Annotated in this window: 26 protein-coding genes and 5 tRNA genes; 6 read left to right on the top strand and 25 right to left on the bottom strand. The window is 64.9% G+C overall.

The window, feature by feature from the left end; translation table 11 throughout:
• The 4 genes from EV678_RS03295 (at position 1) to nosD (ending at position 3,194) form a co-directional block, all read left to right on the top strand.
• A complete protein-coding gene (locus EV678_RS03295; protein ID WP_014237530.1) occupies positions 1-729 on the top strand; it encodes a class I SAM-dependent methyltransferase in 729 nt (242 codons plus the stop codon).
• A complete protein-coding gene (rnhA, locus tag EV678_RS03290; RefSeq protein ID WP_014237529.1) occupies positions 719-1,171 on the top strand; it encodes a ribonuclease HI in 453 nt (150 codons plus the stop codon). Before EV678_RS03295 ends, rnhA begins: the two co-directional genes overlap by 11 nt.
• Positions 1,172-1,242: 71 nt before the next feature.
• Positions 1,243-1,962, top strand: coding sequence for a DNA polymerase III subunit epsilon (dnaQ, locus tag EV678_RS03285; RefSeq protein WP_130458502.1), 720 nt, complete (start codon positions 1,243-1,245; stop codon positions 1,960-1,962).
• Positions 1,959-3,194 carry a nitrous oxide reductase family maturation protein NosD gene (gene nosD, locus EV678_RS03280; RefSeq protein WP_130458501.1) on the top strand — a complete coding sequence of 412 codons (1,236 nt, stop codon included), beginning with the start codon at positions 1,959-1,961 and terminating at the stop codon, positions 3,192-3,194. Before dnaQ ends, nosD begins: the two co-directional genes overlap by 4 nt.
• Before the next feature lie 6 nt (positions 3,195-3,200).
• Here nosD and EV678_RS03275 read toward each other — a convergent pair whose 3' ends face one another.
• The 11 genes from EV678_RS03275 to EV678_RS03225 form a co-directional block, all read right to left on the bottom strand.
• Positions 3,201-3,476 carry a DUF2795 domain-containing protein gene (locus EV678_RS03275; RefSeq protein WP_130458500.1) on the bottom strand — a complete coding sequence of 92 codons (276 nt, stop codon included), beginning with the start codon at positions 3,474-3,476 and terminating at the stop codon, positions 3,201-3,203.
• Entirely contained in the window at positions 3,473-3,913 is a 441-nt protein-coding gene (locus tag EV678_RS03270) for a DUF1178 family protein (RefSeq protein ID WP_130458499.1), read from the bottom strand. The genes EV678_RS03275 and EV678_RS03270 overlap by 4 nt, the downstream gene beginning before the upstream one ends.
• 17 nt (positions 3,914-3,930) lie before the next feature.
• Positions 3,931-4,015 (bottom strand) — tRNA-Leu (locus EV678_RS03265).
• Between the two features lie 70 nt (positions 4,016-4,085).
• Entirely contained in the window at positions 4,086-4,289 is a 204-nt protein-coding gene (locus EV678_RS03260; RefSeq protein WP_130458498.1) for a hypothetical protein, read from the bottom strand.
• 138 nt (positions 4,290-4,427) lie between these two features.
• Positions 4,428-4,503: transfer RNA gene (locus tag EV678_RS03255), tRNA-Gly, on the bottom strand.
• Between the two features lie 48 nt (positions 4,504-4,551).
• Positions 4,552-4,627 (bottom strand) — tRNA-Gly (locus EV678_RS03250).
• A 16-nt stretch (positions 4,628-4,643) separates the two neighbouring features.
• A tRNA-Cys gene (locus tag EV678_RS03245) sits at positions 4,644-4,717 on the bottom strand.
• Between the two features lie 52 nt (positions 4,718-4,769).
• Positions 4,770-4,845 (bottom strand) — tRNA-Gly (locus EV678_RS03240).
• Positions 4,846-4,926: 81 nt separating this feature from the next.
• Entirely contained in the window at positions 4,927-5,502 is a 576-nt protein-coding gene (gene pgsA / locus EV678_RS03235) for a CDP-diacylglycerol--glycerol-3-phosphate 3-phosphatidyltransferase (RefSeq protein WP_014237523.1), read from the bottom strand.
• Positions 5,503-7,353, bottom strand: a complete 1,851-nt coding sequence (uvrC, locus tag EV678_RS03230; RefSeq protein ID WP_130458497.1) for an excinuclease ABC subunit UvrC — start codon at positions 7,351-7,353, stop codon at positions 5,503-5,505.
• Between the two features lie 7 nt (positions 7,354-7,360).
• Positions 7,361-8,023 (bottom strand): uracil-DNA glycosylase, encoded by a 663-nt coding sequence (locus EV678_RS03225; protein WP_130458496.1) that lies wholly within the window; start codon positions 8,021-8,023, stop codon positions 7,361-7,363.
• Positions 8,024-8,080: 57 nt separating this feature from the next.
• On the opposite strand from EV678_RS03225, the gene earP reads away from it, so the two are divergent.
• A complete protein-coding gene (gene earP / locus EV678_RS03220) occupies positions 8,081-9,262 on the top strand; it encodes an elongation factor P maturation arginine rhamnosyltransferase EarP (RefSeq protein ID WP_165397442.1) in 1,182 nt (393 codons plus the stop codon).
• 104 nt (positions 9,263-9,366) lie between these two features.
• Positions 9,367-9,924, top strand: a complete 558-nt coding sequence (gene efp / locus EV678_RS03215) for an elongation factor P (RefSeq protein ID WP_014237519.1) — start codon at positions 9,367-9,369, stop codon at positions 9,922-9,924.
• A gap of 164 nt (positions 9,925-10,088) precedes the next feature.
• Here the strand turns inward: efp and EV678_RS03210 are convergent, their stop codons facing one another.
• From EV678_RS03210 to rpoE, 14 genes are all read right to left on the bottom strand, one after another.
• Complete coding sequence (locus EV678_RS03210) at positions 10,089-10,937, bottom strand: DNA ligase (RefSeq protein ID WP_130458494.1); 849 nt, start codon at positions 10,935-10,937, stop codon at positions 10,089-10,091.
• Between the two features lie 29 nt (positions 10,938-10,966).
• On the bottom strand, positions 10,967-11,992 hold the full coding sequence (nagZ, locus tag EV678_RS03205) for a beta-N-acetylhexosaminidase (RefSeq protein ID WP_130458493.1): 1,026 nt from the start codon (positions 11,990-11,992) through the stop codon (positions 10,967-10,969).
• Positions 11,989-12,378: a holo-ACP synthase gene (acpS, locus tag EV678_RS03200; RefSeq protein ID WP_014237516.1), complete on the bottom strand. Its 390-nt coding sequence runs from the start codon at positions 12,376-12,378 to the stop codon at positions 11,989-11,991. The genes nagZ and acpS overlap by 4 nt, the downstream gene beginning before the upstream one ends.
• A 181-nt stretch (positions 12,379-12,559) precedes the next feature.
• Complete coding sequence (locus tag EV678_RS03195) at positions 12,560-13,312, bottom strand: pyridoxine 5'-phosphate synthase (RefSeq protein WP_130458492.1); 753 nt, start codon at positions 13,310-13,312, stop codon at positions 12,560-12,562.
• A 67-nt stretch (positions 13,313-13,379) separates the two neighbouring features.
• On the bottom strand, positions 13,380-14,093 hold the full coding sequence (gene recO, locus EV678_RS03190) for a DNA repair protein RecO (RefSeq protein WP_130458491.1): 714 nt from the start codon (positions 14,091-14,093) through the stop codon (positions 13,380-13,382).
• Positions 14,094-14,123: 30 nt separating this feature from the next.
• The gene (gene era, locus EV678_RS03185) at positions 14,124-15,017 is read right to left on the bottom strand and encodes a GTPase Era (protein WP_014237513.1); all 894 of its coding nucleotides are present in this window, start codon (positions 15,015-15,017) and stop codon (positions 14,124-14,126) included.
• Positions 15,014-15,706 carry a ribonuclease III gene (rnc, locus tag EV678_RS03180; RefSeq protein WP_130458490.1) on the bottom strand — a complete coding sequence of 231 codons (693 nt, stop codon included), beginning with the start codon at positions 15,704-15,706 and terminating at the stop codon, positions 15,014-15,016. Before rnc ends, era begins: the two co-directional genes overlap by 4 nt.
• Complete coding sequence (locus EV678_RS03175; RefSeq protein WP_130458489.1) at positions 15,699-16,070, bottom strand: DUF4845 domain-containing protein; 372 nt, start codon at positions 16,068-16,070, stop codon at positions 15,699-15,701. The genes rnc and EV678_RS03175 overlap by 8 nt, the downstream gene beginning before the upstream one ends.
• 16 nt (positions 16,071-16,086) lie before the next feature.
• Positions 16,087-16,875, bottom strand: coding sequence for a signal peptidase I (gene lepB, locus EV678_RS03170; RefSeq protein WP_014237510.1), 789 nt, complete (start codon positions 16,873-16,875; stop codon positions 16,087-16,089).
• 11 nt (positions 16,876-16,886) lie between these two features.
• On the bottom strand, positions 16,887-18,680 hold the full coding sequence (lepA, locus tag EV678_RS03165; protein ID WP_014237509.1) for a translation elongation factor 4: 1,794 nt from the start codon (positions 18,678-18,680) through the stop codon (positions 16,887-16,889).
• A gap of 56 nt (positions 18,681-18,736) precedes the next feature.
• Entirely contained in the window at positions 18,737-19,009 is a 273-nt protein-coding gene (locus EV678_RS03160) for a glutaredoxin family protein (protein WP_130458488.1), read from the bottom strand.
• A complete protein-coding gene (locus tag EV678_RS03155; RefSeq protein ID WP_130458487.1) occupies positions 18,996-20,441 on the bottom strand; it encodes a DegQ family serine endoprotease in 1,446 nt (481 codons plus the stop codon). The genes EV678_RS03160 and EV678_RS03155 overlap by 14 nt, the downstream gene beginning before the upstream one ends.
• Before the next feature lie 30 nt (positions 20,442-20,471).
• The gene (locus EV678_RS03150; RefSeq protein ID WP_130458486.1) at positions 20,472-20,903 is read right to left on the bottom strand and encodes a SoxR reducing system RseC family protein; all 432 of its coding nucleotides are present in this window, start codon (positions 20,901-20,903) and stop codon (positions 20,472-20,474) included.
• A gap of 114 nt (positions 20,904-21,017) precedes the next feature.
• A complete protein-coding gene (gene rpoE / locus EV678_RS03145) occupies positions 21,018-21,617 on the bottom strand; it encodes an RNA polymerase sigma factor RpoE (RefSeq protein WP_014237505.1) in 600 nt (199 codons plus the stop codon).
• Between the last annotated feature and the right edge of the window lie 143 nt (positions 21,618-21,760).

Genomic DNA, 21,760 nt, shown 5'->3' with positions numbered 1-21,760 from the left:
ATGTCAATTCCCGGACTCGATGCCTGGCTGCAATCCCCCCAGGGGAGCTACGTACTCGAATGGGAGCAGACCAAGATCGACGCCCTGGTGGCGGACATCTTCGGCTTCCACGCCCTGCAGCTGGGCCTGCCCCAGGTGGACTACCTGCGGGACAACCGCATTCCCCTGCGCCTGAAGGCCGGCGAGTCCGGCCTGGTGGATGTGCGCTGCGACCTGCGCCAACTGCCCTTCGCCAGCGCTTCCCTCGATCTGGTGGTTTTGCCCCATGTCCTGGAATTCCTGCCGGACCCGCACCAGATGCTGCGGGAGGTGGAGCGGGTGCTGATTCCCGAAGGCCAGGTGGTCATCGCCGGTTTCAACCCCCTTTCCCTGTGGGGCCTGCGCCGCTACCTGCCGGGCCAGCGGGAGGGACTCTTCCCCTGGAACGGCAACTATCTCTCGGTGCTGCGCCTGAAGGACTGGCTGGCCCTGCTGGGCTTCGAGGTGGACCGGGGCAATTTCGGCTGCTACGCCCCGCCCTTCGAACAAAGCAAATGGCTGCAGCGCTGCCACTTCATGGAGCCGGCCGGCGACCGCTGGTGGGGGTTTGCCGGCGGCACCTACCTGCTGCGGGCGGTGAAGCGGGTGCCGGGCATGCGCCTGGTGCTGCCGGCCTGGAAAGAACGCAAGGCGCGGGCCAAGGCCCTGGCGCCCATCACTCAGAAGGAAGCGAACGACAATGGCCAATGAGGCAACTGTGGAAATCTATGCCGACGGCGCCTGCAAGGGCAATCCGGGGCCGGGCGGCTGGGGCGTCTTCATGCGCGCCGGCGCCCACGAGAAGGAGCTGTGGGGCGGCGAACGGGACACCACCAACAACCGCATGGAGCTGACTGCCGTCATCCGCGCCCTGGAGGCCCTGAAGCGGCCGGTGCCGGTGAAGCTGTACACCGACTCCAAGTACGTGCAGCAAGGCATCAGCGCCTGGATCCACAACTGGAAGCGCAACGGCTGGCGCACCGCCGACAAGAAGCCGGTGAAGAACGCGGACCTGTGGCAGGAGCTGGACGTTCTGGCCAGACAGTTCCAGGTGGAGTGGACCTGGGTCAAGGGCCATGCTGGCAATCCGGGCAACGAACGGGCCGACGAGCTGGCCAACCGGGGCATCGAGGACCTGCGCCAGAGCGCCTGAAGCCCCATATTCAACGGATTTGATCTAGGCGGCAGATAAACCGGCCGCCCTTGCCTAACATCGGAAACGTCATGCGTCAGATATTTCTAGATACGGAAACCACGGGCCTGGAGCACAAGCAGGGGCACCGCATCATCGAAGTGGCCGGGGTGGAGATGGTCAACCGCCGTCTCACCAACCGCCATTTCCACAAGTACATCAACCCGGAACGGGCCATCGACGAAGGCGCCCAGGCGGTGCACGGCATCAGCCTGGAATTCCTGGCGGACAAGCCCAAGTTCGCCGCCATCGCCGCCGAGTTCCTCGACTTCATCCGCGGCGCCGAACTGGTGATCCACAACGCGGCCTTCGACGTGGGCTTCCTCAATGCCGAGCTGGCCCGCCTCAAGCTGCCGCCCGTCGGCGAGGTCTGCTCCGGGGTGGTGGACACCCTGAAGATGGCCAAGGAGATGCACCCGGGCAAGAAGAACAACCTCAACGCCCTGTGCGACCGCTACGAGGTGGACAACTCCCACCGCACCCTGCACGGCGCCTTGCTCGATGCGGAGATTCTGGCCGAAGTCTATGTAGCCATGACCCGGGGTCAGGAAAGCCTGATGATCGACCTGGGCCAGGCACCGGCCGCCGCCGCGGAAATCGCCATGAGCACGGGCCAGCGCCGCCCCACCCGGGTCCTGCGGGCCAGCATCGAAGAGCTGGCCGCCCACGAGCAGGTGCTGGCCGGCATCAACAAGGAAAGCAAGGGCAAGTGCCTGTGGGCGCCGCCCCCGGCCGAGCCTCCCGCCGCATGAGATTTCTCCGCCGTTGCCCCTGCCTGTGGCTGGCCGCGCTGCTACTGGCCGCCACGACCGCGACGGCGGCTCCGCTCCCTCCCCTGCAACCCTGGATCGACGCCACTCCCGCCGGTGGCGTCCTGGTGCCGCCACCGGGCGTCTATGCCGGGCCGGTACGCATCGACAAGCCCCTGCATGTGGACGGCAAGGGCAAGGTGACCATCGACAACGGTGGCCACGGCACCATCCTCAGTCTCAGGGCCAGCGGCGCCAGCCTCAAGGGACTGCGCCTGGTGGGCAGCGGCGATTCCCACGACCAGCTGGATGCGGCCATCAGCATCGAAGGCCACGGCAACCTGATCGAAGGCAACGTGATCGAGGCCAGCCTCTTCGGCATTTCCCTCAAGCAGTCGGACCACAACATCCTGCGCCGCAACCGCATCCGCTCCTTCAACGTGGATTCGGCCGACCGGGGCGATGCCCTGCGCCTGTGGTACAGCGCCGGCAACCTGATCGAGGATAACGACATTGCCCAGACCCGGGACCTGACCATCACCAACGCCCCGCGCAACCACTTCCGCCGCAACACCATCCGGGACAGCCGGCGCGGCATGAACTTCCTCTTCGCCAACCGCAGCCGCATCGAGGACAACGTGCTGGAGCGCAACTCCACCGGCATCGTCATCATGAATTCGGAAGGCGCCATCCTGCGCCGCAACCGGGTCCTGCACGCCATGGACGCCTCCGGCGCCGGCATCGCCCTGAAGGAGACGGCGGCCATCCTGGTGGAAGACAACGACATCATCCATTGCGCCGTCGGCATCATGGCCGACTCCCCTTCCCATCCCCTCAACCGCATCGTCCTGCACCGCAACCGCCTGGCCCACAACGTCACCGGGGTCAATTTCTACGGCGAACGGGGCGGCCACATCGCCATCGCCAACCGCTTCGAGAACAATCTGTGGCAGGTCATGGCCAGCAATGCGGGGGATCAGCAGAACGACTTCTGGCTGGGCAACTACTGGGACGACTATCAGGGGTTCGACCGCAACGGCGACGGCTGGGGCGACACCCCCCACGAGATTTACGCCTACGCCGACCGCATCTGGATGGACACGCCGGCGGCCCGTTTCTTCCGCAATTCGCCGGTGCTGGAGATGCTGGACTTCCTGGAAAGGCTGGCGCCCTTCTCCCACCCCACCCTGATCCTGCAGGACCCGAAACCGCGCATCCTGCGCGGCAAGAGCTGAGACGCCCTAGAACAGGCTCGCCACCACGTCCTGGTCCCGCTTGGCCAGGCGCTCCAGGCCGTTCAGGACTTCCTTCGAGGCGCCATGGTCCCGGGCGTGGGCGAGAAAGCTCTGCACCGCCTTTTCCAGGGGATAATCGAAAGTCTGCCAGTCATGGTTGAACTGGCTGGCCAGGAGCCGCTGGGCCGTCAGCTTGCCGCTGCGCATGGGCACCAGGGTCACCTGCTGGCCGTCGTGGCGAATCACCACGGCCATGGTCAGGGCCTGATTGGTGACGATCAATTGAGGTCTTCCTTTTTCGGCAGGGGCAGGCGGAAGACGCCGATCCCCTCCTCCTCCAGTTCGGCGAATTCCTCGTCCGAAGCCTGGCCCCGGATGGAGCGCCGGGGTGCTTCCTCGTTGTGCATCTTGCGGGCCTCCTCGGCAAAGGCCGAGCCCACATCGTCGCTGACGCTCATGAGGAAATCCACCACCTGGCGATAGGCAGTCAGAGGCGAAAGGGAGGTCTCCACGGTCGCAGGCGGAGCCTCAGCCGCCGGCGCCGCCCCTTCACCGCCCTGAGCCAGGTGGATGCCGGCCGGGATCTTGCGGATCTGGTGGGAATTGCAGTGGGGACAGGTGACCAGGCCCCGTTCCTGCTGGGACTGATAGTCCTCGGCGGATCGGAACCAGCCTTCAAAGCGGTGCTCCTGCTCGCAGGAGAGTTCAAAGATGATCAATTGGGTGCCAGGCGTCGTGGTGCCCGGGACGGGACTTGAACCCGTAAGCCTTGCGGCGGCGGATTTTAAGTCCGCTGTGTATACCAATTTCACCACCCGGGCGGATGCGAAAGGCAGGATTATAGCGGCTTCCCGCCGGGCGGGGCAGCCAGAACGCCAAACGGCGAGGCTTTCAGGCCTGGGTATCGATGATCCTGCCGGTCACCTGCCCTTGCCCGTTGACGACGGGAGACGGCGCTTGGGCCGGGTTCTGACTGTCGCCCTTGTCGCCGGCGACCGGTGCCGCGGGCTGGGACTGCAATCCCAATCTGGCGGCCAGATTGGTGCGCGCCACGATGGCGAACATATTGCCGTTGCTGATCGGTTTGATGCCCATGGGAGACTCCCGCCGACGCGTCTACCTAACTGTAGATGATGCAACGGGAAAGTGCGGGAAGAGAATCGGCCCGGGGAAAAGCTGCGGCGGGAGCCTGAATGCAAAAAGGGCAGTGCTTGCGCACTGCCCTTTTCAATTTGGAGCGGGAAAAGAGTCTCGAACTCTCGACCTCAACCTTGGCAAGGTTGCGCTCTACCAACTGAGCTATTCCCGCATGAAGCTTTTTACTGCCGGCCGGACATCGATCCGGCCTTGGTGAAACTGGAGCGGGAGAAGAGTCTCGAACTCTCGACCTCAACCTTGGCAAGGTTGCGCTCTACCAACTGAGCTACTCCCGCGTATTACTTTTCAACCTGGAGGCGCGAGCCGGAGTCGAACCGACCTACACGGATTTGCAATCCGGTGCATAACCGCTTTGCTATCGCGCCAGAAACATTCTTACTGCTGCTGAAGAAAGCGGTCAGCTCTCTCCTGGAATTCTGGAGCGGGAAAAGAGTCTCGAACTCTCGACCTCAACCTTGGCAAGGTTGCGCTCTACCAACTGAGCTATTCCCGCGTCGTGTTGATCAGTGCTGCAATCAACGAGGTCCGCATTATAAGGCCTTTCGCGGGCCTGTCAACAGTTCTGCGACGGCAATTATTTTTCCGCGTGCTGGACGATTTGCGGCCAGGCCATGCGCATGTAGTAACCCATGGACCACAGGGTCAGCACGGCGGCGATATAAATCAACCACGTACCGGCGGCCATGACGTCGATGCCGGCCACCGGCTCCTGCAGCAACAGCAGGGGAATGGCGGCCATCTGGGCGGTGGTCTTGATCTTGCCGATCATGGACACGGCCACGCTTTTCGAGGCGCCGATCTGGGCCATCCACTCGCGCAGGGCGGAAATGGTGATTTCCCGGCCGATGATGACGGCGGCGATGACCGCGTTGGTGCGATCCAGCTGCACCAGCATGATGAGGGCCGTGGCCACCATCAGCTTGTCCGCCACCGGATCGAGGAAGGCGCCGAAGGCCGAAGTCTGGTTGAGGGCCCGGGCCAGATAGCCGTCGAACCAGTCGGTGAGGCCGGCCACGACGAAGACCAGGGTGGCGATCAGGTTGCGCTCCTGCAGGCTGGCCCAGGATTCGGGCACGTAGTAGATGCCGATCAGCAGGGGGATCAGGACGATGCGCAGCCAGGTGAGAAGGATAGGTATGTTGAAGGGCATTCAGTGCAACGCCGAATAGATTCGTTCCGCCAGATCCCGACTGATGCCAGGCACTTCGGCCAGCCGGTCCACGCTTGCGCCGGCGATGCCCTGGAGTCCGCCGAAATGGGCGATCAGGGCCTTGCGCCGGGTCGGGCCGACCCCGGGGATTTCCTCCAGGGTCGAAGTCCTGCGGGCCTTGCCGCGCTGGGCGCGGTGTCCGGAAACGGCGAAACGGTGGGACTCGTCGCGGATTTCCTGGATCAGGTGCAAGGCCGGGTGTGTCGAGGGCAATTGTAACGGCTTTCGCCCGTCGGGAAAGATCAGTTGTTCCAGCCCGACCTTGCGCTCCACGCCTTTGGCGACGCCGATCATGGGCACATGGGTCAGCCCCAGTTCCTCCAGGGCGCTGTAGGCGACGCCGACCTGGCCCTTGCCGCCGTCGATGAGGATCAGGTCCGGACAGACGCCCTCCCCCACCGCCACCTTGTCGTAGCGCCGGGAGACGGCCTGGCGCATGGCGGCGTAGTCGTCGCCCTTCTGGATGTCGCGGATGTTGTAGCGCCGGTATTCGGACTTGCGCATGCCGTTGCCCTGGTACACCACGCAGGAGGCCACGGTGGCTTCACCCTGGGTGTGGCTGATGTCGAAGCACTCGATGCGCTGCGGCAGCTCCGCCAGGCCCAGGGCTTCCTGCAGGGCTTCCAGGCGCTGTCCCTGCATGGACAGGGTGGCCCGGCGCGAGGCGATGGCGATGCGGGCGTTCTGCACCGCCATTTCCACCCACATGCGGTGGGCCGTCTGGCGCGGTTCCTGGATCGGCACCGGCCGCTCGGCCAGGGCCGCCAGGCTCTCGGCCGCCTCTTCGTCCGCCGGCGGCACATTGACCAGGATGCGGGCGGGAATGGGATGTTCCCGGTAATGCTGGTCGAGGAAGGCGGCGATGGCCTCGGCCGGCTCGCAATCCGCCGCATTCTTGGGAAACAGGGGCTTGTCGCCCAGGTGCTGGCCGCCGCGGATCATGGCCAGGTTGAGGCAGAGCATGCCCGACTCCTGCACCGCCACCACCACGTCCGCATCCTCGTCGCGGCCGCTGTCCACGTACTGTTTTTCCTGGATGCGGCGCAGGCCCTGGATGCGGTCCCGCAGCACCGCGGCCTGTTCGAAGGCCAGGGCCATGGAGGCCTGTTCCATGGCTTCGGTCAGGCGCTGGATCACCTCGTGCTGCTTGCCCTTGAGGAACATGGCGGCCAGCTGCACGTCCTTGGCGTAATCCTCGGCGGAGATAAGGCCGACGCAGGGACCGCTGCAGCGGTGGATCTGGTACAGCAGACAGGGCCGGGAGCGGTTGGCGAAGACCGAATCCTCGCAGGTGCGCAGGTGGAAGGTCTTCTGCAGCAGGTGGATGGAGTCCCGCACCACCGAGGCTGCCGGGAAGGGGCCGTAGTAGTCGGCCTTGCGGTCCGGGGCGCCGCGGAAGAAGGCCAGGCGCGGGAATTGATCCCGGGTCAGCTGCACATAGGGGTAGGACTTGTCGTCCCGGAAGAGGATGTTGAAGGGCGGGTCCAGGCTCTTGATGAGGTTGTTTTCCAGCAGCAGGGCCTCGGCCTCGGAGCGGGTCACGGTGGTGTCGATGCCGCAGATGCGGCTCACCATGAGAGCGATGCGGGGGCTGGAAACGGTGCGCTGGAAATAGGACGAAACGCGCTTCTTCAGGTTCTTCGCCTTGCCGACATAGAGCACCTTGCCCTCGGCGTCGAGCATGCGATAGACCCCCGGCAGGTCCGTCAGGGTCGCCAGGAAGGTCTTGGCGTCGAAGGCCGGCGCTGCCGGCCCGGCCGCCGGGGCCGTTGCTTCCGGAGACTCGCTCATGGCGTCCTCAGCCGAGCCGGTCCAGCTTGTCGCGGATGGCGCCCACCACGGCCTCGAAGCCCTCGGTGGTGAGGCGCCCGGTGCGGGTGTTGTAGCCGCTGCAGTGGTAGCTGGTGAACGTCTCCACACCGCCGGGCAGCACATGGCGCACGGCATGGCCGAAGGGGTAGTCCTTCACCTTCAGGCCGAAGGTGCGCAGCACCGCCTGGTGGGCCACGGCGCCCAGGATGAGGATGGCCTGCAGGTTGGGCATGCTGGCGATTTCCTGGCCCAGGTAGTCGTTGCACTGGCGGATTTCCACCGGCAGGGGCTTGTTCTGGGGCGGCAGGCAGCGCACCGCGTTGGTGATGCGGCAGTCCTTCAGCTCCAGGCCCGTATTGGCCCACCCTTCCGCATTGAGGGGCCAGGCCTCGGTGGCGAAGCCGAACTTGTGCAGGGAGGGATAGAGCAGCTCCCCGGCGATGTCGCCGGTAAACGGCCGACCGGTGCGGTTGGCACCCCGTTCCCCGGGGCCCAGGCCCACCACCAGCAGGCGGGATTCCAGGCTGCCGAAGGACGGCACCGGGCGGGCATGCCAGTCCGGGTCCCGCTGGCGGATGGCGGCCAGATGGGCGGCCAGGCGGGGACAATCGGTACAGTCGGTGGAAAAGGTCTGGGTCGGGGCAAGCATGGGGAAAAGGGTCCGTGACAACGAGGCGGAAAGGCTGAAATGGTACCATGCGGCCCCATGGAAGCCCCCGCCCCGGCGCCTCTGGCGCCCGCCCGCCCCAGCCTGTCCTGGGATATTTTCTGCACCGTCGTGGACAACTACGGCGACATCGGCGTCTGCTGGCGCCTGGCCCGGCAACTGGCGGCGGAGCACGGCTTTGCCGTGCGCCTGTGGGTGGACGACCTGGCCAGTTTCGCCCGCCTCTGCCCAGAGTTGCAGGTGGAACGGGATTGCCAGACGGTGGCCGGCGTCACCGTGCAGCGCTGGGCCGGCGATTTCGCCCAGGTGGCGGCAGCCCAGGTGGTGGTGGAAGCCTTCGCCTGCGAACTGCCGGAAAACTACCTGGCCGCCATGGCCCGGGCGCCCCGGCCGCCGGTGTGGATCAACCTGGAATACCTGACGGCGGAGGACTGGGCCAGCCACTGCCACGGCCTGGCCTCGCCCCACCCGCGCCTGCCCCTGCTCAAGTACTTCTTCTTCCCCGGTTTCGACGTCCGTACCGGCGGCCTGCTGCGGGAACGGGCGCTGATCGGCCAGCGGCAGGACTTCCAGGCCGATCCCCTGGCCCGAAAGGCGCTCTGGCAGCGCCTCGGCGCCACCCCCACGGCGGCGGAACGGGTGGTGTCCCTCTTCTGCTACGGCCACCTCCCCGTGGCAAGCCTGCTGGACGCCTGGGCCCAGGCCCCCTCCCCGACCCTGTGCTTCATGCCCCTGGGGCCGGCCCTGCCGGAAGTGACCGCCTGGAGCGGCGGCCGGCTGACCCGGGCCGGAGACCGGCTGCAGGTGGGCGCCCTGCGCCTGGTGCTGATGGACTTCCTGCCCCAGGCCGACTACGACCGGCTGCTGTGGGCCTGCGACCTCAACTTCGTCCGCGGCGAGGATTCCTTCGTCCGCGCCCAATGGGCCGCCCGGCCCCTGGTATGGCAGATCTATCCCCAGGAGGAAAATGCCCACGAGCCCAAGCTGGAGGCCTTCCTCGAAGCCTACAGCGAGGGCCTGGAGACGGCCGCGGCCCAGGCCCTGCGCACCTTCTGGCGGGCCTGGAACGGCCTTGACCCCGCCCAACCCGGGGCCTGCTGGCCCGCATTCGAGCGGCAGCTGCCGGCCTTGCTGGCCCACGGCCGCCAATGGAGCGATTTGCAGGAAAATCGCCCGGACCTGGCGGAATCCTTGGCGCGTTTTTGCCGAAACAAGCTATAATCACGCGCTTTATTTTTGGCTTGGGCTTTCGGGTCGCGTTTTAACTTATTGCGCCCCCTCGCTTCCTTGGCCAGACCCTCAAATTATTTTCCGCAGGATTGACGATGAAGACCGCCCAAGAACTCCGCTCCGGCAACGTGATCATGGTGGGCCCCGAAGCCCTGGTGATCCAGAAGACCGAATACAACAAGTCCGGCCGCAACGCTGCCGTGGTCAAGATGAAGATGAAGAACCTGCTGACCGGCGCCGCCAGCGAAGCAGTGTACAAGGCCGACGAAAAGTTCGAAGTGGTCCAGCTGGATCGCAAGGAAGTGACCTACTCCTACTTCGCCGATCCCATGTACGTCTTCATGGATGCCGACTACAACCAGTTCGACATCGAAGCCGACAACATGACCGACGCCCTGAAGTACCTGGAAGACGGCCTGGCCTGTGAAGTGGTGTTCTACAACGAGAAGGCCATCTCCGTCGAACTGCCCAACTCCGTGGTGCGCGAAGTGACCTACACCGAACCCGCCGTCAAGGGCGACACCTCCGGCAAGGTGCTGAAGCCCGCCAAGATCGGCACCGGCTTCGAGCTGATGGTTCCCGCCTTCGTGGAAATCGGCGACAAGATCGAAATCGACACCCGCACCGACGAGTACAAGAACCGCGTGAAGTAATCCTTCCCCGGGTTCCAGCAAAAAGGGCTGCTACGGCAGCCCTTTTTCTTTGCCCACCGGTTGCGGCCATTTCCCCATGCCGGCCCGGGGCGCTTATTCCAAGCCGTTCTCCGACATGGCATCGCCGCAGCCCCCGCCCCGCCTGCCTGTCAGCCCCCCGGCCTTCAGAAGTCCTGCCGCAAGCGCCAGTAGCTGGCAAAACGGGGCAGGCCGGCGGCCGTCAGCTCCCGATAGCGGTAGGTCACCAGAGCACCCACAGGAGGCGGCTGGCGCCGATCCTGGTCGGAAAAGCCCGTGCCCAGGCTGAACCGGCGGCCATCGGGCATCTCCACCCGCAGCGCCCCCAGCATGCCGGCGTAACGGCCCTTGCCCGGCAAATGGGCCACCACCCGGGCCTCCGCATCGAGCCAGGGTTTCACCTTGAGCAGCACCTCGCTGCGGCCGGTGACATAGGGGGCATCGGCCCGATGCAGCATCAGGCCTTCGCCGCCGCCCCGCCGCACTTCCTCCAGCCGGGCCAGCAACTGTGCCCTGTTCGCCAGGCGGAACTGCTCCACCGTCTGCAGCCAGGGCACCCGGGCGCCGGCCACCAGCGCTTGCAGGCGCTGCAGCCGCTCGCTGAAACCGCCCTCCCCACCCGGCAGTTCGAACACCATGTAACGCACCTGCCGCCATTCGGCGTCGTCCGGCAGCTCCCGCCGCACCGTGGCCGAGAGCCGCTCGAAATGGCCGCGCCCGGCCCACAATTCCCCATCCAGGGGCGTGGCCGGCAGCGCCGCGACAAACCAGGCCGGCGCCGCCACCGGGCGGCCGCTGCGAAAGCGCAGCACCTGGCCGTCCCAGACCGCCCTTACCCCGTCCAGCTTTTCACTGACCCAGTAGGTGGCCACGTCCTCCTGGCCGGTGTAGGTTTCGGCCAGGAGCAGGGGCGGCGGCGGAACGGTGGAGGACTGGGCCCACAGCGGGCTCCAGCCAAGGGAGAGAAGCAGGAGCAGTAGCAGGCGGCGGATCATGGTGAATGCTCCCGCCTGGCTGCCCGGTTTCAGGCGAGGCGCCCGGCGGCGGCTACGCCGCGCTGGTAGACCGGATCGGCCTGGAGATCGGCCCAATCCGAAGCAGGCTTTTGAGGCAGCAGGCGCTGCACCCGGGCGGCCCGGACCGGCTCCAGGGCCGGCTGCCAGCGCTCCAGCAACTGGCCCACCGCTTCCGGCGCATTGCACACCAGCAGCATGTCGCAGCCGGCGCTCCAGGCGGCCTGGGCCCGGGCCACCACATCACCGGCGACGGAGGCTCCTTCCATGGACAGGTCGTCGCTGAAAACGACACCGTCAAACTTCAAGTTATTTCTCAGATAATTAATCCAGTAATTTGAAAATCCAGCAGATTTTTCATCAACCACCGGGTAAATCACGTGGGCCGGCATGACCGCATCCAGGGCCAGGCGACGGAAGGGTTCCATGTCGGCCAGGAGCTTGTCCCAGTCCCGCTCATCCACCGGAATGGCCACGTGGGAGTCGGCCTGGACCCAGCCGTGGCCGGGGAAGTGCTTGCCGCAGCAGCCCATGCCGGCCTGCCTGAGGCCCTGGATCAGGGCGCCGGCCAGTTGCACCACGGCTTCGGGCTGGCGGTGGAAGGAACGGCTGCCGATTACCGTGCTGCGGCCGTAGTCCAGGTCCAGCACCGGAGTGAAGGAGAAATCCACGCCCCGGGCCCGCAGCTCGGCGGCCAGAACATAGCCCAGGTCCTGGGCCGCAGCGATGGCCTCGCCAGGCGCCGCATCCCACAAGGCGCCCAGCTTGCCCATGGCGGGAATGGCCGTGAATCCTGGCCGACAGCGCTGCACCCGGCCGCCTTCGTGGTCGATGGCAATCAGCAACTGGGGACTGCGAAGGGCCTTGACCTCGGCGCAGAGGGCACTGAGCTGCTCCGGGCTTTCGTAATTGCGGCTGAACAGGATGAGGCCGCCCACCAGGGGGTGGGTCAGGCGTTCCCGGTCCAGATCGGTCAGGACCAGGCCCTGGATGTCGATCATCACCGGGCCCGGGGGCAGTTGTCGGGGAGCGTTCATGGCTGGGTCTGTTCCAGAATGACAAAGGCGACGGCGTAATCCTGCTCGTCGCTGAGGGAAAGATGGGCTACCAGCCGGCGCTCGGCCAGCAGGGCGGCAACGGCCGGGGCCAGTTCCAGGACCGGCTTGCCCAGGGCATCGTGGCCGACGCCGATGGCCGGCAGCAGCACCGGGGCCCGGATGCCGGTACCCAGGGCCTTGCCGAAGGCTTCCTTGGCGGCGAAGCGCTTGGCCAGGAAACGGGTCTGGCCGGCCTCGGGCAGACGGGCGAATTCCTCCCGCTCCGCCGGAGTCAACAGCTTGTCCAGGCTGCGCTCGCCGTGGCGGGCGTAGAACTCGCCGAGGCGGGAGACAGCGACGATGTCGGTGCCGATGCCGTGGATCATGTTTTCTTAGCCACTGAGAAGTGCATTTTTAGCCACAGAGGACACAGAGCTCACCGAGAAAAAACGAAAGCACATAGTTTATTGACCTGAATGCTGAGACCTGAGCGATGAGTCGTCCCGCCGGGTTTGCAGCGGGGACGGTTCACCCTCTGTGTTCTCTGTGCCCTCTGTGGCTTCGCCTTTACCGCCCCGCCGCACCGAGCAGCAGCTGCTTCATCTCCCGCACCGCTTCCCGCAGGCCGACGAAGACGGCGCGGCTGACGATGGCGTGGCCGATGTGCAGCTCCTTGATGCCCGCCAGGGCGGCGATGGGCTGGACGTTGTAGTAGTTGAGGGCGTGGCCGGCGTTGAAGCGCATGCCGAGGCCCCGGATGGCTTCGCCGGCATTCCGCACCTTGGCCAGCTCGGCCAGCACGGCCGGGCTTTCCTCATCTCGCCCCTGGTTGTAGAAGGCGTGGGCGTAGGGGCCGGTGTGGATTTCGCAGACCTTGGCGCCGATGCGGGCGGCCGCTTCCACCTGGGGCAGTTCGGCGTCGATGAAGACGCTGGTGACAATGCCGGCATCGGCCAGGCGGGCCACCACGTCCTTCAGGCGGGCTTCCTGGCCGGCCACATCCAGCCCGCCCTCGGTGGTCACCTCGTGGCGGCCTTCGGGCACCAGCATGGCCATTTCGGGCTTGAGGCGGCAGGCGATGCCCACCATTTCGTCGGTGGCCGCCATCTCCAGGTTGAGCTTGATCTGGGTGGTGAACTTGAGGCGCTCCACGTCCTGGTCGCAGATGTGGCGGCGGTCTTCCCGCAGGTGCACGGTGATGCCGTCGGCCCCTCCCAGCTGGGCTTCCACGGCGGCCCACACCGGGTCCGGTTCGTAGGTGCGGCGGGCCTGGCGGATGGTGGCCACGTGGTCGATATTGACGCCGAGTTCGATGCTCATGGTGTTAAACCTCAATATTCCTGCTGCAAAGTGTCGACTTCAGGGTAGCCGCCGAGAAGCGTCTGCCTCAGAGTTCCTGCAACTCCCGGAAAATCTTCCGGGTCTCCAACTGCTTGCCGTCCAGGTAATGGGCCATCAAAGCCCGCATCAGCTGCTTGGCCTCGGCCAGGGAACGGGTATCGGAAAAATCCTCGTGAGCCAGGTCCAGCAGTGTCTTGCCCGACACCGAGAGGGCCGAATCCCCGGGCCGGGACAAGCGTACCGGCCCCCGCTCGATCTGGTAGGCATAGTGGCCGGCGCTTTCCACCGCCCTGCCCTCCGCATCCGTGGCCAGGGTCAGGCCATAGCCCAGTTCCTGCAACAGGGATTTTTCGAAGCGGCGCAGGTCCGCCTCCTGCACGCCGTCGGCAAAGCAGCGCAGGGTTTCGGCATAGGCGGCGTAGAGGGCTTCGTGGGCGTCTTCCCGGGGCAGCAGGTGCAGCAGCAGCTCATTCAGATAATAGCCGCAAAAAAGGGCGTGGCCGGCCAGCAGCGGCTGGCCGCCCTGCCATTCGGCCTTCATCAGGGTCAGCACTTCGCCCTTGCCTGCCCAGGAGACCTCCAGGGGCTGGAAACCCAGCAGCAGGCCGCGGATGGCGGAACGAGGCCGCCGGGCGCCCCGAGCCAGCAGAGCCACCCGGCCGAAATCCCGGGTGAAGGCCTCGACGATGAGACTGGTTTCCCGAAAGGGATAGGTGTGGAGGACGTAGGCGGGCTGGCCGTCTACCTTTTGCCGTTGCATGGCGAAAGCCCGGAGGGGAGGAAAAGACGCTTACTCGTAGCCCAGGCTGCGCAGCAGGCGCTCGTCGTCGTTCCAGCCGGACTTCACCTTGACCCACACTTCCAGGTAGACCTTGCCGTCGAACAGCTTTTCCATGTCCTGGCGGGCCTCGGTGGCGATGCGCTTGATGGTCTCGCCGCCTTTGCCGATGACGATGGCCTTGTGGCCGTCCCGGTCCACCACGATGGCGGCGTAGATGCGGCGCAGATTGCCTTCCACCTCGAACTTCTCGATTTCCACCGTGGTGGAATACGGCAGTTCGTCGCCCAGCAGGCGGAACAGCTTTTCCCGGATGTATTCGGAAGCCAGGAACCGCTCGCTGCGGTCGGTCAGTTCGTCCTCGGCAAACAGCAGTTCTTCATGGGGCAGATACTGGCGGGCTTCGGCAAGCAACTGCTCCAGCTGCTTGCCCTTGGTGGCGGAAACCGGCACCACGGCGGTGAAACTGCGCTCGGCGGTGACTGCGGCCAGGAAAGGCAGCAGCTTTTCCTTCTCGGCGATCTTGTCCACCTTGTTCACCACCAGGATCACCGGCCGGTCTTCCGGCAGCAGCTTGAGCACAGCCTTGTCCTTGGCGTCGAAACGGCCGGCCTCAACCACGAACAGCACCACGTCCACATCCGCCAGGGTCTGGGTCACGCCCCGGTTCATGGCCCGGTTGAGGGCGTTGGTGTGTTCGGTCTGGAAGCCCGGGGTGTCGACGAAGACGAACTGGGCATCGTCGTTGGTGAGGATGCCGGTGATGCGGTGGCGGGTGGTCTGGGCCTTGCGGGAGACGATGGAAATTTTCTCCCCCACCAGGCGGTTAAGCAGGGTGGACTTGCCCACGTTGGGACGGCCGACGATGGCCACGTAGCCGGAACGGATTTGCTTTTCGGTATTCATGCTTTGAGTTTCTCCAGAGCCCGCGAGGCGGCCTCCTGTTCGGCAGCGCGGCGACTGCTGCCCTGACCTTCGGTTTGCAGGGCGGCAGAGGCAACCTCGCACAGCACCCTGAACTGCTGCAGGTGGGCCTGGCCGTCGGTGGCCGCCAGGGTATAGACCGGCAAGGGCTGGCGCCGCGCCTGCAGGTATTCCTGCAGGCGGGTCTTGGGGTCCTTGATCGGCTGATCGGGAGCGATGGCGTCCAGCTTGGCCGTAAACAGGTTGCCCACCACGACCTTGGCACGGTCGAAGCCCGCATCCAGGTAAACGGCGCCAAACAGGGCTTCCAGGGCATCGGCCAGGATCGACGGGCGGGTATGGCCGCCGCTCTTCAACTCCCCTTCTCCGAGCCGCAACTGTTCCCCCAGATTCAGCCCCAGGGCAAGTTCGTGGAGGGTATCCTTCTTCACCAGATTGGCCCGCAGCCGGGACAGATCGCCCTCGGGCAGCTGGGGGAAACGCTCGAACAGGAGGTGGGCGACGACGCAGTTGAGGATGCTGTCGCCGAGGAATTCCAGGCGCTCGTTATGGGGCGAACTGTGGCTGCGGTGGGTCAGCGCCGTGCGCAGCAGGGAGGGATCGGCAAATTCATGGCCCAAGCGACGGGAAAACGCGGCCTGGGGAGCCGTCAAACGGATTTTTTCAGCCACCCTTGCCCTTGCTGCTGCCCTGAAAATCGATATACAAGCTCACCGGACCTGCCAGGGGGATTTTTTTGGCATAGGCGAAGGAAATGACGAGATCGCTGCCGTCCTTGCTGATGTCGAGATCGGAACCTTTGATGACGTCGATGTAGCCGACCTCGGCCCGCTTGTCGAAAGCCTTGCGGATATCGCTCACCGTGGCGCCGGCCAGCTGGCTGTCGGCAGTCATCGCCTTGATGTTCTTGACGATCGACACATACTCGATCACCGGCGGCACCACCTTCATGCCGGTGATCAGGACGAGAACGATGATCACACTCCACATCAGCAACCCGGAAAGACTCACCCCCCGTTGATGCTTATTCAGCATTGCGCTCTCCCGTAACTCAGTTGAAACGGCCGATGCGGCTCAGGTCGTTGAAATTGAACCAGATGAAAAAAGCCTTGCCGACGATGTTCTCGTCGGGGACGAAACCCCAGGCCCGGCTATCCCGGCTGTTGTCCCGGTTGTCGCCCATGACGAAGTAGTGTCCCGGCGGCACCGTACAGATGACGCCCGCGTTATTGTAAATACAATTCTCCCGGCCCGGAAACTGGGAGGCGTCGCGAATGAAGGCCGGCGCATCGTCGTCGTTGAGGAAGCGGTGGTCCACCGCCCCCAGGACTTCGCTGTACTGCTTGGAGTAGTACAGCCGCTCCGAATGCAGGAAATCGTCCTGGGGCTGGATGTCCAGGGGCTTGCCGTTGATGGACAGGCGCTTGTTCTGATAAGCCACCTTGTCGCCCGGCACCCCGACCACCCGCTTGATGTAATCCAGGGACGGATCCTCAGGGAAACGGAACACCATGACTTCGCCGCGCTGGGGCTGGCTCACCTCGATGATCTTCTTGTTGATCACCGGCAGGCGGATGCCGTAGGTGTATTTGTTCACCAGGATGAAATCGCCCACCAGCAGGGTCGGAATCATGGAGCCCGAGGGAATCTTGAAGGGCTCGACCACGAAGGAGCGCAGGCCGAACACCACCAGGATCACCGGGAAAAAGCCGGCACCGTATTCCACCCACCAGGGGTCCTTGGCTCCGGCCGGGCGCCGCTTGGCCAGCCACAGGGAATCCACGGCCCAGATGGCGCCGCTGGCCAGCAGCAGCAGGAAGAGGATCAGAGCGAAATTCAAGACGATGTCCTTTACTTGCTATCGACGCGCAGCACGGCGAGGAAGGCTTCCTGGGGAATCTCCACACTGCCCACCTGCTTCATGCGCTTCTTGCCGGCCTTCTGCTTCTCCAGCAGCTTCTTCTTCCGGGTGATGTCGCCGCCGTAACACTTGGCCAGCACGTCCTTGCGCATGGCCTTGACGTTTTCCCGGGCAATGATGTTGGAGCCGATGGCGGCCTGGATGGCCACTTCGTACATCTGGCGCGGAATCAGCTCGCGCATCTTGGCCGCCAGTTCCCGACCCCGGTAGGGGGCGTTGGCCCGGTGCACGATGATGGACAGGGCATCCACCTTTTCGCTGTTGATGAGGATGTCCACCTTGACCACGTCGGCAGCCCGGTATTCCTTGAACTCGTAGTCCAGGGAGGCATAACCCCGGGAGACGGACTTCAGCTTGTCGAAGAAATCCATCACCACTTCGGCCATGGGCATTTCATAGACCAGCTTCACCTGGCGGCCGTGGTAGTGCATGTCCACCTGGTTGCCGCGCTTGGCGTTGCACAGAGTGATGACGCTGCCCAGATAGTCCTGGGGCACAAAAATGGTGGCCGTGATGATGGGTTCGCGGATTTCATCGAACTTGCCAACTTCCGGCAGCTTGGAGGGGTTCTCCACCTGGACCACGGAACCGTCCCGCATCACCACTTCATAAACCACGGTGGGCGCGGTGGTAATCAGGTCCTGGTCGAATTCCCGCTCCAGGCGCTCCTGCACGATTTCCATGTGCAGCAGGCCGAGGAAGCCGCAGCGGAAGCCGAAGCCCAGGGCCTGGGAGACTTCCGGCTCAAACTGCAGGGAAGCATCGTTGAGGCGCAGCTTCTCCAGGGAGTCGCGCAACTGGTCGTACTGGTTGGATTCCACCGGGTAGAGGCCGGCGAACACCTGGGGCTTGATTTCCTTGAAGCCGGGCAGCGCCTCGGCGGCGGGACGCTCCACCAGGGTGACCGTGTCGCCCACCTTGGCGGCATGCAGTTCCTTGATGCCGGAAATGATGAAACCCACCTGTCCGGCCCGCAGTTCGTTGCGCGCCAGGGACTTGGGGGTGAACACGCCGACCTGCTCGCACAGATGCACGGCGCCGGTAGACATCAGGCGAATCTTGTCCTTGGGCTTGAGCACCCCGTCCACGACACGGACCAACATCACCACGCCGACGTAGTTGTCGAACCAGGAGTCGATCAGCAGGGCCTTCAGCGGCGCCTCGGGGTCGCCGACGGGAGGCGGAATCTTGGCGATCACCGCTTCCAGGATGTCCTCCACCCCCAGGCCGGTCTTGGCCGAGGCCAGAACGGCGTCCGTGGCGTCGATGCCGATGACGTCCTCGATTTCCTGGCGGGCACCATCCGGGTTGGCCGACGGCAGGTCGATCTTGTTCAGCACCGGCACCACCTCCACCCCCAGGTCCAGAGCCGTATAGCAGTTGGCCACGGTCTGGGCTTCCACGCCCTGGGAGGCATCCACCACCAGCAGGGCGCCTTCGCAGGCGGAGAGGGAGCGGGAAACTTCATAGGAGAAGTCCACGTGCCCCGGGGTGTCGATCAGGTTCAGGTTATAGACCTGGCCGTCCCGCGCCTTGTAACTGAGGGCGGCCGTCTGGGCCTTGATGGTGATGCCGCGCTCCCGCTCCAGGTCCATGGAGTCGAGCACCTGGGCTTCCATTTCCCGGTCGGAAAGGCCGCCACAGAGGTGGATGATGCGGTCGGCCAGGGTGGATTTGCCGTGGTCGATGTGGGCGATGATGGAAAAATTGCGGATGTGTTGCATATGGTAAAAAGGGTGCTGTGCAGCACCCTTTTGAATTTGGCCGGAAAGCGCGGATTCTAGCGGATTTTGGCCAAAACTTCACGGACTGCTGCCTCGTCCAGGAAGTAGTGGCAAATCTCTTCGCCGCCATGCAGCAACACGGGCACCAGTTCGCCCCAGCGTTGCTCCAGGGACTCGTCCTCGTCCACATCGATCACCTCGACGGCAGCGCCGTATTCATCGGCAATCGGTGCCAGGGCCGCCTCCATGTCATGGCACAGATGGCAATAGACCCGCCCCAGGAGCTGCAGGACAGGCCCGGCCTGCAGAATCGACTCAGTTGCCACCATTGAGCCCCTTGACCGTGACGAAGGTCTGCATGTCGCCCCGGCGGATGAGCAAGGTCACGTTGGCACCCTTGTCGAACTGGGCCAACAGCCGGTTGAACTGCTCCGTCGAACGCAGTTCGCTGGTAACCCCCTTGCTGATGAGGGCCAGGATGACGTCCCCGGGCCGCAGCTCGGAGCGGGCCGCAGCACCCCGCACGTCCTCGACCAGCAGGCCGCCGGCCACCTTCAGCTCACGCCGCAGCTCGGCCGATAGCTCGGACACCACCAGACCCAGGCGATTCACCTGGGGCTCGACAGCCTTGCCTTTCTTGGCCGCCTTGCCATCGGCTTTGTCGTCCGCCGGCATTTCGGCCACGGTGAGGGTCAGGTCCCGGGCTGCGCCCTTGCGCCAGACCTGCAGGGACACCCGGGAACCGGGTCGGGTGGCGCCCACCAATCGCGGCAGGTCGCTGGAAGCGCCCACAGCCTTGCCGTCGAAACGGAGGATCACATCGCCCGCCTCGACCCCGGCCTTTTCTGCCGGACCACCCGGCTCCACCGCATTGACGATGGCGCCGGCGGGCTTGGCCAGGCCGAAGGAATCGGCCAGTTCCTTGGTCACTTCCTGGATCACCACACCGATACGCCCCCGGCTGACCTTGCCCGAAGCCCGCAGCTGGCCCTGGATGTCCATGGCCACATCGATGGGAATGGCGAAGGCGATTCCCTGGTAACCGCCGGAGCGGCTGTAGATCTGGGAATTGATGCCCACCACCTCGCCCTTCATGTTGAACAGGGGGCCGCCCGAATTGCCGGGATTGATGGCCACGTCGGTCTGGATGAAGGGAACGTAGTTCTCCTGGGGCAGGGAGCGCCCCTTGGCACTGACGATGCCGGCCGTCACCGAATTGTCAAAGCCGAAAGGGGAACCGATAGCCACCACCCACTCCCCTACCCTCAGCCCGGCCGGGTCGCCGAAGCGGACCGCAGGCAGGTTGCTGGCCTCGATCTTGATCAGGGCCACATCGGTGCGCTTGTCGGCGCCGATCACCTTGGCCCGGAATTCCCGCTTGTCGGTCAGGCGCACGGTGATTTCGTCGGCCTGGTCTACCACGTGGGCGTTGGTCAGCACGTAGCCGTCACCGCTGATGATGAAGCCGGACCCCAGGGACTTGCTCTCGAACTCCCGGGGCACGGCGCCGCCGGGCTGCCCCTGGCCGAAGGGGCCGGAAGGCCCGAAGCGGCGGAAGAAATCGAACAGGGGGTCGTCCTCGTCGAAGGGGAATGGCATGACTCCCCGCTTCTGCCGCACCACCTGGGTGGTGCTGATGTTGACCACCGTATTGCCGTATTTTTCCACCAGGTCGGCAAAGTCGGGCAGGCCCCGGCTATCGGCAGCCTGGGCGACTGCTGCAAGGCAGCAGAGATACAGGAGGACGACAAGACGTTTCATGGCAGAGCGACTCCTGGACATGGGGATACCTTAGAGACGTTGGCGGATGACGGGCTGAAAGCGAGGGGACTGGACATCCCTGGCCTGCAGGCGACGCGCCAGGAACCAGGCCAGGAGCCCTCCGAACAGGGCGCCTGCGGCAGCAGCCGCGTCCCGGGCCCCGGGCATGAGCGCGGCGCCGGCCACGGCGCCGAGCACCAGCAACGCCAGAGGCAGCAGGTAGAGCACCAGGACGCTGTGGGAGACGGCCCCGTCCGGCACCCCCACCACTACCTTCTCGCCCACCTTCACACCCAGCGGATTGAGTACGCGAAAGTGGCGCGGCCCGTGACAGAAAAGCTGGGAGGCATTGTTGCCGCCGCAACCGCCCGGCTCATGGCAGCGCCCGCAACCGCCCTGGCTGGCCTCCACCAGGGCATAGTCGCCTTCCAGCGCGGTCACGGTTGCTTGGGTTTCAATCATGGGGAAAGCTCAAACATGTGTGGGAAAAGGAATTTTGCCCGCCTTTGCACCAGGCCATCACGGCTGACGAAGCCCCGGACCGGAGAAGGAATCCGGCGGCGGCAGCGCTACAGCCTACCAGCGCCGGTCGGGAGTGGTGTCGAGCAGGGGACGCAGCTTGGTCGCCACCGCCTCCCGGGCCCGGAAGATGCGGGAACGGATGGTGCCGATGGGACAATCCATGATCTTGGCGATTTCTTCGTAGCTCAGGCCTTCAAGCTCCCGCAGCATGATGGCGGTACGCAGTTCTTCCGGCAGGGCATCCATGGCCGCATTCACCGTCTCGCCGATCTGCTTGGAGAGCAGCAGATTCTCCGGCGTGTTGATGTCCCGCAGCTGCTCGCCGTCATCGAAGGTTTCCGCCTCTTCGGAGTCGAACTCGGTGGAAGTGGGCGCCCGGCGGCCCTGGGCCACCAGATAGTTCTTGGCCGTATTAATGCCGATACGGTACAGCCAGGTGTAGAACGCGCTGTCGCCGCGGAAGGAAGGCAAGGCCCGGTAAGCCTTGATGAAGGCTTCCTGGGCCACGTCTTCCACCTCGGCCGGGTCACGGATGAATCGGGACAGGAGGCGGCCCAGTTTGCGCTGGTACTTGGCCACCAGCAGCTCGAAGGCCTTTTTGTCGCCGGATTGCGCCCGCTCGACCAGCTTTTGGTCAATCTCGCGTTCGCTCATGCTGTATAAATACCTTTGTAAGGATTAGGGGTGATGGCGGAAAAGCGCCTCATCGCGCTCCATCGCACACCACAGGCAGCCGAAGTATAACGCAAGCCACGCCGGGCCACGACCCACCCGCCCCGTGGGGAAATCCCGTAAGC

Source organism: Azospira oryzae (assembly GCF_004217225.1).
Taxonomy (GTDB): domain Bacteria; phylum Pseudomonadota; class Gammaproteobacteria; order Burkholderiales; family Rhodocyclaceae; genus Azospira; species Azospira oryzae.
This window is presented reverse-complemented; position numbering and strand designations above follow the sequence as displayed.